Origin of the sequence: Geotalea daltonii FRC-32, assembly GCF_000022265.1 — a bacterium.
Classification (GTDB): Bacteria; Desulfobacterota; Desulfuromonadia; order Geobacterales; family Geobacteraceae; genus Geotalea; species Geotalea daltonii.
Genome location: NC_011979.1, coordinates 1,987,653 through 2,004,172, shown reverse-complemented (window position 1 = coordinate 2,004,172; position 16,520 = coordinate 1,987,653). Strand labels below are relative to the sequence as shown.

The 16,520-nt window shown below is 53.9% G+C and carries 19 protein-coding genes; 5 read left to right on the top strand and 14 right to left on the bottom strand.

Features of this window, described 5'->3' with window-relative positions:
* Positions 1 to 103 precede the first annotated feature (103 nt).
* Positions 104 to 1,411, top strand: coding sequence for an acetate kinase (locus GEOB_RS09010; RefSeq protein ID WP_012646899.1), 1,308 nt, complete (start codon positions 104 to 106; stop codon positions 1,409 to 1,411).
* Positions 1,412 to 1,507: 96 nt separating this feature from the next.
* Here GEOB_RS09010 and GEOB_RS09005 read toward each other — a convergent pair whose 3' ends face one another.
* From GEOB_RS09005 to GEOB_RS08985, 5 genes are all read right to left on the bottom strand, one after another.
* Positions 1,508 to 2,110, bottom strand: a complete 603-nt coding sequence (locus GEOB_RS09005) for a DUF4410 domain-containing protein (protein ID WP_012646898.1) — start codon at positions 2,108 to 2,110, stop codon at positions 1,508 to 1,510.
* A 77-nt stretch (positions 2,111 to 2,187) separates the two neighbouring features.
* Positions 2,188 to 2,895: a type 1 glutamine amidotransferase gene (locus GEOB_RS09000; protein ID WP_012646897.1), complete on the bottom strand. Its 708-nt coding sequence runs from the start codon at positions 2,893 to 2,895 to the stop codon at positions 2,188 to 2,190.
* Between the two features lie 269 nt (positions 2,896 to 3,164).
* Positions 3,165 to 5,147, bottom strand: coding sequence for a heterodisulfide reductase-related iron-sulfur binding cluster (locus GEOB_RS08995; RefSeq protein WP_012646896.1), 1,983 nt, complete (start codon positions 5,145 to 5,147; stop codon positions 3,165 to 3,167).
* A 24-nt stretch (positions 5,148 to 5,171) separates the two neighbouring features.
* Positions 5,172 to 6,500 carry an FAD-binding protein gene (locus tag GEOB_RS08990; RefSeq protein ID WP_012646895.1) on the bottom strand — a complete coding sequence of 443 codons (1,329 nt, stop codon included), beginning with the start codon at positions 6,498 to 6,500 and terminating at the stop codon, positions 5,172 to 5,174.
* Positions 6,501 to 6,599: 99 nt separating this feature from the next.
* Positions 6,600 to 7,412, bottom strand: coding sequence for an electron transfer flavoprotein subunit beta/FixA family protein (locus GEOB_RS08985; protein WP_012646894.1), 813 nt, complete (start codon positions 7,410 to 7,412; stop codon positions 6,600 to 6,602).
* Between the two features lie 753 nt (positions 7,413 to 8,165).
* Between GEOB_RS08985 and GEOB_RS08980 the strand changes: the two genes are divergently transcribed.
* The 4 genes from GEOB_RS08980 to GEOB_RS08965 all read left to right on the top strand — a co-directional run bounded on the left by GEOB_RS08980 (position 8,166) and on the right by GEOB_RS08965 (position 10,958).
* The gene (locus GEOB_RS08980) at positions 8,166 to 8,501 is read left to right on the top strand and encodes a hypothetical protein (RefSeq protein WP_154650475.1); all 336 of its coding nucleotides are present in this window, start codon (positions 8,166 to 8,168) and stop codon (positions 8,499 to 8,501) included.
* Positions 8,498 to 9,283: an amidohydrolase family protein gene (locus GEOB_RS08975; protein WP_012646892.1), complete on the top strand. Its 786-nt coding sequence runs from the start codon at positions 8,498 to 8,500 to the stop codon at positions 9,281 to 9,283. The genes GEOB_RS08980 and GEOB_RS08975 overlap by 4 nt, the downstream gene beginning before the upstream one ends.
* A 132-nt stretch (positions 9,284 to 9,415) precedes the next feature.
* Positions 9,416 to 9,994, top strand: a complete 579-nt coding sequence (locus GEOB_RS08970) for a TMEM165/GDT1 family protein (protein ID WP_012646891.1) — start codon at positions 9,416 to 9,418, stop codon at positions 9,992 to 9,994.
* Positions 9,995 to 10,103: 109 nt separating this feature from the next.
* Complete coding sequence (locus GEOB_RS08965) at positions 10,104 to 10,958, top strand: energy transducer TonB (RefSeq protein ID WP_012646890.1); 855 nt, start codon at positions 10,104 to 10,106, stop codon at positions 10,956 to 10,958.
* Here GEOB_RS08965 and galU read toward each other — a convergent pair whose 3' ends face one another.
* The 9 genes from galU to GEOB_RS08920 all read right to left on the bottom strand — a co-directional run bounded on the left by galU (position 10,959) and on the right by GEOB_RS08920 (position 16,341).
* On the bottom strand, positions 10,959 to 11,834 hold the full coding sequence (gene galU, locus GEOB_RS08960; protein WP_012646889.1) for a UTP--glucose-1-phosphate uridylyltransferase GalU: 876 nt from the start codon (positions 11,832 to 11,834) through the stop codon (positions 10,959 to 10,961).
* Between the two features lie 29 nt (positions 11,835 to 11,863).
* Entirely contained in the window at positions 11,864 to 12,742 is an 879-nt protein-coding gene (locus GEOB_RS08955) for a methylenetetrahydrofolate reductase (protein ID WP_012646888.1), read from the bottom strand.
* Positions 12,739 to 13,398: a methylenetetrahydrofolate reductase C-terminal domain-containing protein gene (locus tag GEOB_RS08950; RefSeq protein WP_012646887.1), complete on the bottom strand. Its 660-nt coding sequence runs from the start codon at positions 13,396 to 13,398 to the stop codon at positions 12,739 to 12,741. Before GEOB_RS08950 ends, GEOB_RS08955 begins: the two co-directional genes overlap by 4 nt.
* Positions 13,399 to 13,475: 77 nt before the next feature.
* On the bottom strand, positions 13,476 to 14,318 hold the full coding sequence (gene folD / locus GEOB_RS08945) for a bifunctional methylenetetrahydrofolate dehydrogenase/methenyltetrahydrofolate cyclohydrolase FolD (protein ID WP_012646886.1): 843 nt from the start codon (positions 14,316 to 14,318) through the stop codon (positions 13,476 to 13,478).
* A 157-nt stretch (positions 14,319 to 14,475) separates the two neighbouring features.
* Positions 14,476 to 14,724, bottom strand: coding sequence for an FmdB family zinc ribbon protein (locus GEOB_RS08940; protein ID WP_012646885.1), 249 nt, complete (start codon positions 14,722 to 14,724; stop codon positions 14,476 to 14,478).
* Positions 14,725 to 14,794: 70 nt separating this feature from the next.
* Complete coding sequence (locus GEOB_RS08935; RefSeq protein WP_012646884.1) at positions 14,795 to 15,259, bottom strand: CBS domain-containing protein; 465 nt, start codon at positions 15,257 to 15,259, stop codon at positions 14,795 to 14,797.
* Between the two features lie 20 nt (positions 15,260 to 15,279).
* Entirely contained in the window at positions 15,280 to 15,588 is a 309-nt protein-coding gene (locus GEOB_RS08930) for a DUF167 domain-containing protein (protein WP_012646883.1), read from the bottom strand.
* Entirely contained in the window at positions 15,578 to 16,027 is a 450-nt protein-coding gene (locus GEOB_RS08925) for a DivIVA domain-containing protein (RefSeq protein WP_012646882.1), read from the bottom strand. The genes GEOB_RS08930 and GEOB_RS08925 overlap by 11 nt, the downstream gene beginning before the upstream one ends.
* 2 nt (positions 16,028 to 16,029) lie before the next feature.
* Entirely contained in the window at positions 16,030 to 16,341 is a 312-nt protein-coding gene (locus GEOB_RS08920; RefSeq protein WP_012646881.1) for a YggT family protein, read from the bottom strand.
* Positions 16,342 to 16,520 lie beyond the last annotated feature (179 nt).

The window sequence follows — 16,520 nt, the reverse complement described above, 5'->3', positions numbered from 1 at the left end:
GAAGCTTGGACAGTATTGCTCCAGAAACTTAATCGGCAACGGAGCTGGCTTTTGAAGGCCGGCTTTTTTATTTGCTGGGCTCCTGTCCGCTTCGGGAGTGTCCGTGATCATTTTAACCATCAATTGCTGGAGCTACTCGGTACGTTATCAGCTCTTCGACTGGGACAACAACAAGGTCCTGGCCGGAGGCACTGTTGAACGGGTCATTATCGGTGATTCCTTCTTCGACCATGAAATACCCGGCTCTCCGACCGTCCGCATCGAGCAGGACTGCCCGGACCACCGCACTGCCATCGAACTTATTCTGAGAACCCTGACCAGTTCCGAACTGGGAGTTATAAGCGACATTTCGGAGATCGGCGCCGTCGGCCACCGCGTTGCCCATGGCGGAGAAAAGTTCACCCACTCGCTGCTCATCGATGATGAAGTGATGGCAGCGGTGCGGGAGATGGTTCAACTGGCTCCCCAGCACAACAGCAACAACATAGCCGGCATCGAGGCTGCACAGGCCCTGTTGCCCGGCATTCCCCACGTAGCCATCTTCGATACCGCTTTTCACCAAACCATGCCCGAACATGCCTTCATTTATCCCCTCCCCCACGAATGGTACGAAGAATACGGCGTCCGCCGCTACGGCTTCCATGGCGCATCCCACCTTTTTGTTTCCAGGCGGGCTGCAGCCCTTCTCGGTAAACCCGCCACCCAGTGCAATCTGATCACCCTGCACATCGGAAAAGGCGCGTCGCTCTGTGCCATCAAGAATGGCGCCTCCATCGACACAAGCATGGGACTCACTCCCATCGAGGGGGCTGCCATGGGTACCCGTTGCGGCGACATCGACCCTGGCATTCCCCCATTCATCATGCAGGAGAAGGATGTTTCGCCGCGAGAGATGGACACCATCCTCAACATGAAGAGCGGCATGCTGGGCATTACCGGCAGATACAAGGACCGGCGGGACATCATCCGTGAAATGGAGGCAGGGGATGACCGGTGCAGGCTCGCCTTCGAGATAGAGGCGTACCGGCTGAAAAAATATATCGGCGCCTATCTGGCTGCCATCGGGCCGCTTGATGCGCTGGTATTTACCGCAGGAGTGGGAGTCATGGCCTGGCAGATAAGGGAGCAGACGCTGCAGGGACTGGAAATTTTCGGCATTGTTCTGGATAAGGAGGCCAACCGCAAGGCGGTTTCCCTTGAGTCCGAAATGAAGATTTCCGCCAATCACTCGCCGGTAAAGATATTTGTCATCCCCACCGCCGAGGAGCTGGTCTTTGCCGAGGACACTGCTGCCATCCTGGCCGGGACCTATACCGACCCGGCCCACTTCCCCTATTCCTTCGCCCGGGCAGACTTCAAAAGGACCTACCACCTGCCGGACTCCAACCGCAGAGATGCCGGCGAGGGATAAGAATTGAAGAGATTTTCCCACAGCGGCCTTTATCCTCTATAAACAAAAAAGCCGGGACTGCAGTGACAGTCCCGGCTTTTTTTCTTCATCGGTTGATCAGTAAAGTTTTTCGATGAAGTTAGCGATGTTTTCCCCAAGAGATTTGGCTTGATGGGGGAACAGATCGTCGAAACTCTCCATGGTCATGGAACCACGGTAGCCGGTTTCACGGTCTTCGAACGTTGCCAGCTCCTTGCCGGTCTCGGCATCGATCAAACGCCCCTTCATCCTAAGATAGGTCTTGCCTGCGCCGAAGCCCACCCAGAAACGTACGGCACGGTTACCGGCATTAAATTCGGTGAAATCTCCCTCCAGTATTACCGCCTTCTGCTTTGCCTCGCCATTTTTCTGGATCTTTTTGAACATGTTCCGTCTCTTCAACTCCATCTCCAGTGACTCTGCAACCGTACGCACCAGAAACGGCTTCATTGCTTCGACTTTCGGCTTTTCCTCTTCATCGATGTTGGAGTATTCCGCCCCCTCCACCTTCAGATCACGCAAAATGATGGTATCGTAAGTGGAAAGGCGCCTGGAAGTCATTACCGCCTCTTCCGTAAGCACGTCAGGCTTGGGGAGCGGTGCTTCATCAGCCGCAAAGAGCGACGATACGCTAAATGCGGATACAACCGACGCCAAAAGTACTGCACGAACAAGTTTCATAATTCCTCCTGATATTGAAGTACACTGAAGATGATTGCTGCCAGCCGCTTTATAGCACAGTTTTCCCGATAAGAGAATTATTGTGTTTGGGTTTTGCTGTCCAACCCGGACAGCTGCAGGAAATTTAGAAGCAGGCGGTGGGAGGCTGCATTATAGGCAGCAGCAGCGGCAGCGAAGATGGAGAGAAATTCCTGCCTCCGGCCCCTGGTTTCAGAGGTCCAGCCGCTCCAGTTTTCGATGATCTGCCGGTTGACCTCGGGGTGGAATTGGATGCCGTAGGCATTTGAGCCGAAGCGGAAGGCCTGGCTGGGACAGGCAGGGGACGAGGCAAGGAGTTCTGCTCCATCGGGGATGGCAAAGCTGTCGTTATGCCACTGGAAGGTCATAAACTGGCGGCCGATTTTTCTGAATAGGGGATCAGCCGAACCCGATTCGGTCAGCGTCACCGACAGCATCCCTTTCTCTCTCCATGGAGAGTTGGATGTTATCGTCGCCCCGAGGACATGGGCAAGAAACTGGCCGCCAAGGCAGATGCCGAGAAATGGGATTTCTTTAGCAACCACATGGGCAATGAAAAACTCTACCTCGGCAATAAAGGGATGCTGATCCACATCATGGACCCCCATCGCGCCGCCAAGAACGATCACGGCACCGATACCGGCAGGGTTAGGGAGCGTTTCGCCGGCATAGGGATGAATAGTGCGGAATGGTACCCCGGCCTCCGCGAGATAGTCGGCATAGGTTCCAAGGGGCACTCGCGGATCGTTTTGTACTACGAGCAGCATGGGTAGCCTTTAGACTCATTTTCACCCTCCCCCGACCCTCCCATCAAGGGAGTGGATAAGTAAGGAGCGGAAGATCGTTACTCAGATGGTTTTTACAGTGAATGCCGATTGGCCCTATCCATGTCGCACGAATCAGGGAAAAGCCCATGTGCAAGGCTTGCGAACCTGCCAAGTAAGGCGTAGCATTCCACCCTTCAATCGCCCCCAATAAAGGGGGGAAGATAGAAGGGTGCGCGTAACGCAGCAGATGACTTTTGCCGCGTCTCGTCCTACCTGAGGCCTTCGGCTACCAGTTCTGCTATATCCCTCACCCTCGTCTCCCCCGCCTGCTTGTCCTTGAGGCCGTCCTCGAACATGGTCATGCAATAGGGGCAGCTGACACAGATGGTGTCGGGGTTGGTGGTCAGAGCCTCACTGACCCGGTTCAGGTTGATCCGCTCGCCGCTGAACTCCTCCATCCACATGCGGCCGCCACCGGCGCCGCAACAGAAGGAATTTTCCCTGCTGCGCTCCATTTCTCGGGGCATGTTGCCTGTTGCGGCCTCTATCACCTGACGGGGGGCGTCAAAGACATCATTATGCCGCCCCATGTAGCAGGAATCATGGAAAACGATATTGCCGAGCTCTTTCACCTGATGGGTGAGCTTAAGTCTGTTCTGTTGCAACAACTGGTTGATGAACTCCGTATGGTGGATCACTTCCAGTTCCAGCCCATATTGGCGATAATCGTTCTTGAAGGTAGTAAAACAATGGGGGCAAAGGGTAATAACCTTGGTGATGCCTTTCTCCTGGAACTGCCTGACATTTTCCTTCGCCATCTTGTCGAAGACGAACTCATTGCCGAGCCTGCGCAGACTGTCGCCGCAGCAGTTCTCTTCCTTGCCCAGGATGCCCCAGGAGACACCGGCGGCATCAAGTATGGTGGCCATGGCCACGGTGATATGCTTGGCCCGGGAATCAAATGAACCGGCACAGCCCACATAGAAAAGATATTCCGTCTTTCCCTTTTCAAAAGGCTGCACGTTCATGGTCGAAACCCACTTGGTCCGCTCCGACGGTGCAATACCCCATGGGTTGGATCGCTGTTCCATGTTCTCGAACAGGTTCAGGAGTTCTTCCGGGAATTTGCTCTCCATCTGCACCAGGTGGCGGCGCATCTTGATGATTTTCGGCATTTGCTCGATCATCACCGGGCAGGCCTGCAGACAGGCGCCGCAGGTGGTGCACGACCAGATGGTCTCCTCGGTATTGGTCCCCTCCCCTTCTTCACCGATCAGCGGCACCACCGGTTTGCCCCCTTCCTGCATAAGCGGGCCGTTCTGCAGGAGGTTGGTTTTGATGGCATGGATCACTTGGCGAGGATTGAGGGGCTTGCCGGTGTTGGTGGCCGGGCAGGCATCCTGGCATCTGCCGCATTCGGTGCAGGAGTAGCCATCGAAGAGATCCTTCCAGGTGAACTGATCCACCCTGGCGACACCGAAGGAGTTACCCTTGATGAATTCCTCCCGGGGCTGGGTGTTGGCCTTGCCCAGGGTCTGGAAGAAGCAGTTGGGAATGGCGGTAAGAATGTGCATGTGCTTGCTGTGGGGAAGGAAGCACATGAAAGCGAGCAGCACCAGGGCATGGATCCACCAGCTTATGGCGGCGAAAGGAGCGAGGAGTGAGGGGTAAGGTGCGATAAGCTGTGCAACAAAGGCTGAAACGGGCATATAAGCTGCGGCTTCCGTTTCTCCCAGGGCGATTTCAGCGCCGTGGAAGCCGAAGTAGGCCAGCATGAGCAGGCCGATGAAAGCAAGGATGAGAAAGGCCTCGGGGCTTCTCGCCTTTACGTACTGGGTACTGAGGTATGGAGGCGGGAAGAAGATCCGTCGGGCAAAGGATAAGGCAATGGCAATCAGGGTAAGAAGGGATACCCCATCGAAGGCGAAAAGCAGGAAATGGTGGATCTGTGCCGGTAAAGCGGACAGGCCCAATTGCGGGAAAGCGCCATGGACCAGGAATTCCAGGTTGGCGATGAGAAGAATGACGAACGCCCAGAAAATGACGAAATGGTTGATGCCGAACGGCTTCTGCACAACCCGTTTCTGGCCGAAGGCATAGAGGAGCATGTCCCAGATGCGCAGCCCGGGGTTGTCGTAGCGATTCTCCTCCCGGCCGAGGGTTATGAGGCTGAAACGCCTGTAGCAGCTCCAGGCGAAAAAAACCAGGGCAGCAACGAGTAATATGGTGAATAGTGTCGGATTGGGTGACATGGTTATCCTCATCTCTGGTTATTGTTACTTTGAGCCTTTCGCAGCCTTCATCTCCCTCAGGAGATTGGTAAAGGCCGGCACGATCTGGAAAAGGTCGCCGACGATACCGTAGGTGGCCACCTCGAAAATGGGGGCCTCCTTGTCGCGGTTGATGGCGATAATGACATCGGAATCCTGCATCCCCACCAGATGCTGGATAGCTCCGGAGATGCCACAGGCGATATATATCTTTGGGCGAACGGTCTTACCGGTTTGCCCCACCTGGCGCTCCTGCGGCATCCAGCCTGCATCCACTGCACTTCTCGAAGCGCCGACCACGCCGCCCAATTCATTGGCCAATTCCTGGAGCATGGCAAAGTTTTCCTTGCCCATCATGCCCCGGCCGCCGGAGACGATGAAATCGGCGCCAGCCACATCCACCTGGTCTTTTTTCTTGTCGCTGATAATCTCCAGCACCTTGACCAGGATGTCTTCTTCACGTACGGGACAGGTTTCGCGGATGATTTCACCCGTTGCGCCGGGCTTGTGTTCGGCCATGGGCATGACGTGGGGACGGACTGTGGCCATCTGGGGACGGAACTTATCGCACATGATGGTGGCCATGATGTTGCCGCCGAAGGCGGGGCGGGTCTGCATCAGGTTGCGCTTGTCATCGATGGCAAGGCCGGTGCAGTCGGCGGTGAGGCCGGTGCCGACGACAGTGGCCACGGCGCCGGCCAGGTCGCGGCCAAGGCCGGTGGCGCCCATGAGGATGATCTCCGGTTTGTACTTGTCGATCAGGTGGTTGATACCCCTGAGATAGCTTTCGGTACGGTAGTAATGGAAGACCGGGGCGTCCATGAGATAGGCCTTGACGGCACCATAGGCGAAGGCTTCGCGGCAGAGATGCTCCACATTTTCGCCAATGACCACCGCGGAAAGCTCAACGCCAAGGGCCGCAGCCAGTTCTTTTCCCTTGCCGAGCAATTCCCAGGATACCTTGGCGGCTTCACCTTCGGTCTGTTCGATAAAAACCCAGACTCCACGGTAGGCTGCGAGCTTCTTCGCCAGGGAAGCAGCCTCTTCATCCATTTCCTCAACGGCAGGGGCACCCTGCTTCAGGATCTCGTCGAGAATCTTCTGCTCTTCGGGGGTGAAGAACATCTCGATGGCCTGGGCAGGGCAGACTTTGACGCACTTGACACAGCCGATGCACTTATCCGGGTTGATCACCGGTTCGCCGGCTTCATTCATCTCTATGGCATCCACCGGGCAGGAACTCTGGCAGCGGGCGCCGCAGGCAATGCACTTACCTTCCAGAACGCAGGCCTTGCCGCGTGGTTTTTTCAGGGGTTTTTTTATTTCTTCGGTCATGTAAGCCTCTTAAAAAACGTTCGAAGTTCGAGGTTCGAGGTTCGAAGTCACCCGTCACCAATCACCAATCACTGTTTGTCCAATCACCAATCACTGTTTTCAAATTGAGAGCAGATCCTTGCTCAACAGCTTCTCCACCAGCAGCCGGGCAGTTTGCTTCGGGTCCTGGATGCCTTCGCCGATGATCTCTCCCTTTTCACGTTCAGGGGAAAAGATCCGGCTCACCCAGGTTGGCGAGCCCTTCAGTCCTATTTTCTGCTCATCGAGCTTCAACACCTGATTGTTCCATACTTTTACCTCCGCATCCACTGATGCCAATCGCATGGGAACCGTCGGGTAACGGGGACGGTTCAGTTCGCGAACGACGGTCAGCATGGCAGGGAGCGGCGCCTCGACCATCTCGTGCCGCCCTTCAAGCTTGCGCCTGACACGTATTTTGCGGCCTTTAGGGTCGAAATCCTCGACACGGTCGATGAGGGTAAGCTGGGTGAAACCGAGACGGGTGGCAATACCGGGGCCGACCTGGGCCGTATCTCCGTCGATAGTCTGCTTGCCGCAGATGACCAGCCCCACTTCTTCCTCTTCCGATAATTTGCGGATGGCAGCAGCCAGGACATTGCTCGTGGCCAGGGTATCGGCGCCGCCGAAAACCCGGTCGCTGAGCAGTATCGCTTCATCAACGCCCAGGGCCAGGGCCTTTTTCAGTGTGGCCTCCGCATTGGGAGGCCCCATGGAGATGGCTGCAACCCGGCAACCGAAACGATCTTTCAGTCGCAGGCTTTCTTCCAGTGCATGGGTGTCGTAGGGATTGACGATAAAGGGAATTCCTTCCCGGACCAGGGTGTTGGTAACCGGGTCGATCTGCACCTGGGTGGTGTCCGGAACCTGTTTGATGCAGGCGACTATCAGCATGGGAAAACCTCGTAAATAAAGTAATAAGCAACTATAGCTGTGGCAAAGGTTTGGGCCTTGAGCCAGATCAATAACGTCGAATGAATCAGAGTCTAAATTTTGTGCAGGCGGGATAATAACAAAAAGCCCGCAGAGAAACAAGCATAGAGCTGCTTATAATTTGAGCAAATTTTTTTAGTATCAATAAAATTATTTCCGCTACTAATGCCTGCTGAATGTCATCGAACCCAAAGATAGTCAAGTAAAGAGCTGGCTGCGCTGTCGCACAAAAAAGAGGCAGATGTAGTTTTTTTCTCCAGCTTGATCAGACTTTCAATCTTACCCCGATTTGAGGTAGTGGCAACTGCAAAACCTGAAAACAGGGCGTTCGCACCTGATTTCTTTTGGCAAGTCGGTCGCTGGAACCAATGCTGATCATCGGCTGGATATTTAACCCTTTACAAAAGGCTTGCCAGTATTGATGGGATTTTTTTTAAGTTTGGGCGACAAGGGAAAGTGTTCTTGTATTATCCAGTGCCTGGACATATTATTTAGTTTCCATCCGGAAACTCCGGATGAGAAACTAGTGGTTTCCGATTCGGAAAGAGGGGATTTTTTGTTCTGGCAAGGAAATCAAGGGCTTGCGCGGAGACGTACATCGGTACGTCGCACAAGTAAGCCCGCAGATTGACGCCGCCAGGACAGAAAAGAACCCTTTCCGGATGGAAACTATTTAGTCGTTGAGGCGCCAAATCAAAATAACACCGGGGGTAGATGATGAAATTCCGCATTCTCGCTTTGCTGGTATTTGTGCTGAGCTGCAGCCAACTTGAGGCATCCGCACTGGAACCTGCCGACAGCACTATTAAGCAACCGCAGGTCAAGATGCAGTTGGAGGAGTTGCAGGATGCTCTGCTGGCGGACAAGGAAATAGTCGCACTGATACTCATGCTTAAGGACAACCCGGAAGTGCAGGCACTTCTTCAGGATCCTGATGTGGTGACAGCAGTTACCAATGGGGACATCGACGCACTGGCCGGAAACCCTCGATTCCTTGAGATCCTCAATAACCCCCAGGTCCAGGAGATACAGAAACGGGTCAAACAATGAAGCCGGCTGAAAATTTCAAATTGTTTGACGCCCACTTTCACATCATCGACGGCCGGTTTCCTCTGGTTCCGAACCAGGGCTACCTGCCCGAGATGTTCACCTGCGAGGATTATCTTGCCAGGATGAAGGGGTACCGGCTTGCCGGGGGTGCCGTAGTATCCGGCTCCTTTCAGGCATACGACCAGAGCTACCTGATCGACGCCCTGGAAAAACTGGGCCCCGGCTTTGTCGGTGTGACCCAGTTGCCGGCTTCAGCTTCCGATGAGGAGCTGCTGCGGCTGAATGGGGCCGGAGTACGCGCCGTGAGGTTCAATTTGAAACGGGGAGGATCGGAGGATATCCGGCATCTGGAAAAGTTTGCGCGGCGGGTATACGATCTGGCAGGGTGGCATGTGGAGCTGTACGTGGATGCCCGGGAGCTGGGGGACCTGTATGAGACGCTGGTCGGCCTGCCTGCTGTCAGCATCGATCACCTGGGGCTTTCAGGTGACGGTTTTCCCGTGCTCCTCAAGCTAGCAGAACGGGGGGTACGAGTCAAGGCAACGGGCTTTGGGCGGATAGATTTCCATGTGCCGACAGCCCTTAAGGAGCTCTGTGCGGTAAACCCGGAGACGTTGATGTTCGGAACCGATCTCCCCTCCACAAGGGCGCCGAGACCCTACCGAGATGACGATTTTACCTTGGTGATAGAGACCCTGGGAGAGGAGAAGGCAAAAAAAGTGCTCTGGGAGAATGCTGCTGCTTTTTATGGCGTCACCGGGGCGCTCGCCCGGAAAAGCTAGTCAGAAGCACTTCAGCAGTTGCTCCGGCTTCCCTTGAATATCCAATAACGCCACACCCGGCAACCATTTCATTCTTGCAAATGGTGCAGCTATCTTTTACCATCCCCACCACCACATATCAGGAGCGTTCAAATGGATCTCAGCGTTTTTATCAGCACCTTCGGCATAATTTTCCTTGCAGAATTAGGGGACAAGACACAACTTACCGCCATGGCACTGGCGACAAAATATCCCTGGAAAAGGATCTTCATCGGCATAGCTGCAGCCTTCGCCGTGCTTAATATAGGTGCAGTCGTCATCGGCCAGGTATTGTTCTCCTTCCTTCCCCTGTTCTGGATCAAGATGGTTTCAGGCATACTCTTCCTTTTCTTCGGCATCACCACCCTGAGGTCGGCCGGGTTTTCCCAGGAGGAAGAAGAGGCGGAAGAAAATCAATTGAAAACAAAGGGACCGGTAGCAACTTCGTTTATCATGATTCTGCTGGCGGAACTGGGTGACAAGACACAGTTGGTAACCACCAGCCTCTCTGCCCAGCATGATTCCACGCTGTCAGTTTTTGCTGGGTCAACATTGGCCTTGTGGATTGTTTCCCTGCTCGGTATATTCGTCGGTAAACAACTTACACGCTTTGTCCCTCTTTCCACCATTCACAAGGGAGCCGGCTGCCTTTTTCTTATCTTCGGCATCGCCATTCTCTACCAGGCGTTCTGATCCGGCACCGTTGGCTCCGCCTCAAGGCACTGGTAAATTTTAACGCCATTTGCAATTTGGCCGCTGACAGCTTACAATTTTCGAGAAATCCATTTTCTCCGGCAAGTGAATGTCCGACAAGCACATAGAAAAGATATTCCTCTATCTCCTGGCAATATCCCTCCTCCTCCACGTGGCGGTATTCGCATTCTTTATCCTGTTCCCCCAGGAAAAGAACCCCCCGAAACAGGAACCGTACATGGTCGAATTGCGGGACCTGCCGGAGGTTAAGGCGCCGCCCCCTCAAGAGCAAAAAAAGACAAGCAGACTGGCGGAAAAGCAGCGACGGGTTCCAAAAGAAATCGCACCTAAAGGTGAGCGGGAAGTAGAGCGGCTGGCGCCGCCGTTACAGCCACCAGTGGCGAAACCGGGGCAACAGGCGACAAGAGAGGAGATAAGAATACCGCAACGGCAGGAGCGTGGCATCATACCCCGTGAGGAAGCCCCACGGGGAGAAAGCGTCTTTAAACCAAACCGGCAGGAGCAGCCATCCCTGGCAAAGCTTTTTCCAAGCTCCGGCAAAATGGCCAAAATAGAAGAAAACTACCGCAAAAAATATGGACCCGAGGTGGAGGACGGCGAGGCTTCTTTTCTCAACACCGATGATATTTTGTTCGGGTCATTCCTGCGCCGGTTCGAGACGGCGGTTTACGGGGTATGGCGCTACCCACAGGAAGCGGCCCGACATGGCATTCAAGGCGTAACACCGGTAAGGATCACCTTCAACAGAAAGGGCGAAGTGGTTGATGTCAAATTGCTGGAGAGCTCGGGAAGCAGAATTCTTGATGAAGAGGTCCTGAGGACTTTGCGTGAAATCGGCCGTATAGGTTCATTCCCCCGTGGCTACACGAAAGACACCTTCAAGCTGATAGCTTTCTTTCAGTACATCAACAGCAGCAGCGGCATCAGAGGATCACTTCACTAATCACCGTTTGACGCAGTCCAGCCGTTCCCGCAGGAACCTCTCGAAGTCGCCGTTGAATTCCTCCCGCTTCAAGGCCATATCAACTGTGGCCTTGAGAAAGCCCAGCTTGTCGCCACAGTCATGGCGGATGCCTTCGAAACGGCAGCCGTAAATAGCTTCATCCTTTGCCAGTTTCTTTATGGCATCGGTAAGCTGGATCTCTCCCCCCTTGCCCGGCTCCTGTTTTTCAAGAATGGGGAAGATATCCGGGGTGAGAATGTAGCGGCCGATTATCGCCAGATCGGACGGGGCATCCTCCTGCTTCGGCTTTTCCACCATATCCACCACCTCGTAGATCCGGTCCGAGATAGTGTTGGCGGCGACACAGCCATAGGAAGAGATATTCTCCATGGGCACCTGTTCCAGCGCCAGGACCGGCCCGCGATACTTGCGGTAGACCTCCAGCAGTTGTCCCAGACATGGTTTTTTGCCGTCGATGATGTCATCACCCAGCAGAACGGCAAAGGGTTCGTTGCCGATGAATTCCTTGGCGCAGAGGATGGCATGGCCAAGACCGAGTGCCTGTTTCTGCCGCACGTAGAAGATATTCATCATCTCGGCAATATCCCTGATCTGGCTGAGTTCAGCGTCCTTCCCCTTGTCGTACAGCAGTGATTCCAGCTCGAAAGAGATGTCGAAATGGTCCTCAATAGCCCGCTTGCTCCTGCCGGTGACGAAGAGTATCTGTTCGATGCCCGAGGCAACCGCCTCTTCAACCACATACTGCACCAGAGGCTTGTCAATCAGGGGGAGCATCTCTTTTGGGGTGGACTTTGTTGCGGGAAGAAACCTGGTGCCAAGCCCGGCAACGGGAAATACTGCTTTTTTCACCTGCATGATTCAGCTCCTGGATAGATGTTTTTTCTTCACTCTTCACTCTTCACCGACTCCAGGATTTCAGGAATCAGGTCTTCTCTCCCCATGGCCATGATGTGCAGCCCATGGCAATGGGGTTTGCAGGCAGCGGCAAGCCTTTTGGCAATGTCGACACCGGCTGCCAGCGGATCTGTCGCTTTTTCCAGTTCTTCTATCAATGCAGCCGGCACTTTCAGTCCAGGGATATTGTTGTTGACATATCGTGCCATGCCCGCCGATTTGAGAAGCAGGATACCGGCTATTACCTTCACCTGAAGCGGTTTTATCGCCTCAGCGAAAAGGGCGAGGCGCTCCGGGTCGAAAATAGCCTGGGTCTGAAAAAAGCTTGCTCCTGCAACTACCTTCTTCTCCAGCTTGAAGGTGGTAAGTTCAAAAGGTTCGGCTTCGGGGGCTGCGGCCGCACCGACAAAAAAAGACGGTAAACCTGTGATGCTCTTCCCAGCCAGATCCATCCCTTCACCTAGCCCCCTTATGGCATGTAGCAGCTGGACCGAATCAAGATCGAAGACCGGTTTGCCTGCACGGTGGTCCCCGAAAGAAATGTGATCTCCGGACAGTGCCAAGACATTGTTTATGCCCAGCGCTGCCGCACCAAGCAGGTCGCTCTGCAGGGCCAGCCGGTTTCTGTCGCGACAGGTAATCTGATAGATCGGCTCAATCCCTTCCCGCACCAGGAGAGCAGCTGCAGCCAGGGGGGAAATTCGCATTGTCGCCCCCTGGTTATCGGTGACATTGACCGCATCCACCAACGGTGCCAGCTTTCGGGCCTTTTCCAGAAATTCGCTGCAGTCGGATCCTTTGGGAGGACAGACCTCAGCAGTCAGGACAAAGCTGCCTGTCATGAGTTTTTGCTGCAGTCGGGAGATCATCGGGGGATTTCTTTCTCCAGCTTCAGGGTCCCCGGCTTGAGCATTCCGGAATAATCCTTCTGAGAAACGGTTTTTTTCAGCTTATCCAATGCATCCCTGGCCTTGAGGCGCTCGTAGATCTGGAACCAGACACACTCCCTTTCCTTGTCCGTCTCACACCGGCCGTTGTCCATGCCACCGCAAGGTCCATTCAAAAGTCCCTTGGGGCAGACGGTTACCGGACAGATGCAGCCGGTTTCAGTGAGGATACAGTCGCCGCAGAGGGAGCATTTCTGTTCAAAGTGTCCGAAACGGCGGATATTACCGAGGAAAAGGGTATTCAGGCCGGCAACCGTTTTCTTCGGGGTGCTTGACGAAATTGACTGGATGCCGGCACCGCAGGCCAATACCAGCAACGCATCCGCCTCGTCCACCATCTCCTTCTTCGCGCGCAGGTCCCGGCCTGAACGCAGCATGTGGCAAGCCTCGTCGATGACCACCGATCCGGTCACCTCCTTGCCGGCGGCAGTCAACGTATCCTGCATCTGCCAAATCTCTTCCTCGCCCCCCGCCTTGCAGACAGTGGCGCACTTTGCGCAGCCAATGAGAAAAATTTTATCATCATCGGCGAGAACGGCAAGGATTTCAGCTATTGGTTTTTGTTTGCTTACGATCATATTTTTAAAAACGGTCGGTGGTCGGCAGTCGGCGGTTTGAAATCTGAGATTTTCATCACCGACTGCAACCGCCTTAATTACCGCCTTTTCGCCGATTCCAGTGTATTGTAAAGGAGCATGGTAATCGTCATCGGTCCGACACCACCGGGCACCGGAGTGATTGCTGAAGCGCGGGCAGAGGCTGCTTCGTATTCAACATCGCCGACCAGCTTCTTTTCACCGACACGATTCACCCCCACATCGATGACCACCGCCCCTTTCTTGATCCAGGCACCCTTTATCATTTCCGGCTGGCCGACGGCGGCAATCACCACATCGGCCATGGCCACTTTGGCTGCCAAGTCACGTGTTTTGGAGTGGCAGAGGGTTACCGTGGCATTCTGTTGCAGACACATGAAAGCAACCGGCTTACCGACGATGTTGGAGCGGCCGACAACGACCACCTCCTTGCCGGCAAGATCGACCCCCGTTTCCTTGAGCATGACCATGACTCCATAAGGTGTGCATGGCTGAAAAAGAGGCTTGCCGATGACCAGCCTGCCCACATTGTAGGGGTGGAACCCATCGGCGTCCTTTTCCGGAGAAATTGCCTCCAGCACCTTTTCCGTATTTATCTGCTTCGGCAGCGGAAGCTGGACGAGGATGCCATGTATCTTCCTGTCCTTGTTCAACTTGTCAATCAGTTGCAAAAGCTCTTCTTCTGTCGTCTCCGCAGGAAGTTTGTATTCGTCGGAAAAGATCCCCACATCCTTGCACGCCTTTTCCTTCATGCTGACATAGACCTTGCTTGCCGGATCTTCGCCCACAAGCACCACGGCAAGACCCGGTGTTATGCCCTGAGCGGCCAGTTTCGCCACCTCTGCGGTAATTTCACCGCGAATTTTTGCCGCAATTGCTTTCCCGTCTATTATTTTCGCCATAAGATAAGCTCCTTTTAACCATTTGTAGAAATTAGAAATAATAAGTAACAGCGGGACCTTTGTAAAGTATTTTCCTGGGAAAGCAGGGCAAAAAAAATCCCCCGTCGCCGGAGGATTTTCCCTGCTCCTTGCGGAGCTGCAGTCTTTTGGGATGTTGCTATGCAGCGGCAGACGGACATCCGGCGCAGCTGCCACCCGAAGGGCAAGCCGGGGCATCGGAACTTTTGCTACTGCTGTACCCATCGTTGTACCATCCGCCCCCCTTGAGGGAGAAACCTGCCTGGGAAATCAGCTTCTGTACAGGTCCACCACAGCTGGGGCATTCACTGGCAGGGGCATCCGAGAACTTCTGGCGCAATTCGAAGTTATTTCCGCAACTGTTGCATGCATATTCGTAGAGTGGCATTTTCCAACTACCTCCTTTTTCTCATGAATCACAGTAGCTAATATAGGTATTTGCAGTTAGTTTTGTCAAGTCAAGTTGTCATTTTTTCAGTCATGGCAAAGAGCAGACGCGAACGGTAGATAATGCCGACGACCCGGCTTCCCTTGACCACCGGCAGGCGCTGAAACCGGTGCTTGACGAAGAGTTCGGCAATATCGGCAACGTGGGCGTCCTCGGTGACGGAGATTGCCTGACGTTCCATGATCTCCGAAACCGGCAGCCCCTTTATCATGTCGCAGCGTTCGGAAAAAAAAGAATCATCAAGTTTTGCCGCCGATGTCACGCCGGTCATGTCCCCGATAAGGGCCGTGATGACGCTGAGAGGGGTGAGGATGCCGGCAAGACCTCCACGTTCGGAGAGCACCACAAGACCGGGAGCGGCATTGATGAAGCTCTCGTCACCATAGTTATCCTTCAGCATCTGCACCGCTTGTGCGACTGTGGCCTTGGTGGTAATGACCGGAACATCCGAAACCATTATATCTCTGGCTTTCATATCTCCTCCTGCACTGCTAATCATTTTACCAGAGAAAGAACAGTATTCTTTGAGACCCCTTCGGCCCTGATGGTCTTGTGCCGGGATTTCGCCCCAGAGGTCAGGGCCAAATGGGATTTTGCCACGCCGAGAGCCTTGGCCAAAAGCTCTATACAGAGCTTGTTGGCCGCGTCATCGACCGGCGGTGCGGTGAGGCGGAGCCTGAGTTCGTCTCCCTGAACGCCGCAGATCTCATTGCGAGAAGCACGGGGTTGAACGTGAACGGTGAAAATCACCCCATCAGCGGTCTCGGTTACCTTGAGACTGCCTGTGTCGCCGTCATTCTTCATTGAAGGAGAGCATTTTGTAGTGGGCATCTAGAAGAGACTTCAAGGAAGTTTCAAACTGCACTTTCTCCCTGCGCAGGTCCTGGATCTGGCTGGTCAGTTCCACCAGTTTCTGTTCTGCAGCGGCAATAATTCTTTCACCCTTCAACTCGGCTTCAGAAACAAGCAAAGTAGCCTCCTTACGGGCATTGGCCTTCATATCTTCAGCTATGTTCTGGGCAGCAAGCACTGCATCGCGAAGCTTCGTTTCCTGGCCTTCCATGGCTGCCATGGCTGCACTGTTGCGATTCAGCTGTTCCTTGAGCTCGTTATTTTCCCGAAGAAGCCCTTCCATCTCCTGGGCTACCATCTGCAGGAAGGCATCCACATCCTCCGGGTCGAGGCCACCGATCATTTTCCCCTTGAACTGTTGCTGCTGGATGTCTATGGGAGTTATTTTCACAGTTATGCCCCCACGGCGAACTTCAGCCTGTTTGCCAATTCAAAAACGGAATTGACCAGAAACTTCTGCAGGAAAAAGATAATAAGCAGTACGATCATTGGGGACAAGTCCAGCCCCCCCATGTCCGGGAGCATACGCCGGACCCGGTAAAGTACCGGATCGGTTGCACGGTAGAGAAAATTGACTATCGGATTGTATGGATCAGGATTGACCCAGGAAAGAATTGCCCTGGCAATTATGATGTACATGTAAATGTTGAGTGAGAACTCAAGGACATAGGCAATGGCATTGAGAAAATTGGCAATTATGAACATCAGGCGCCCCTTTTTGCTTTAATAAAGCACAGAATTTTATACAGAAAAAGGAATAGCCTGTCAAGGACGGCAACCTGACAAATGCATGCCCGGAACGGAATCATCATTCCTGAATGTATGGAATCATTACAGGCGGCAAACACCCCCTATTGCAGACTTAACATACTGAAAATAATTGC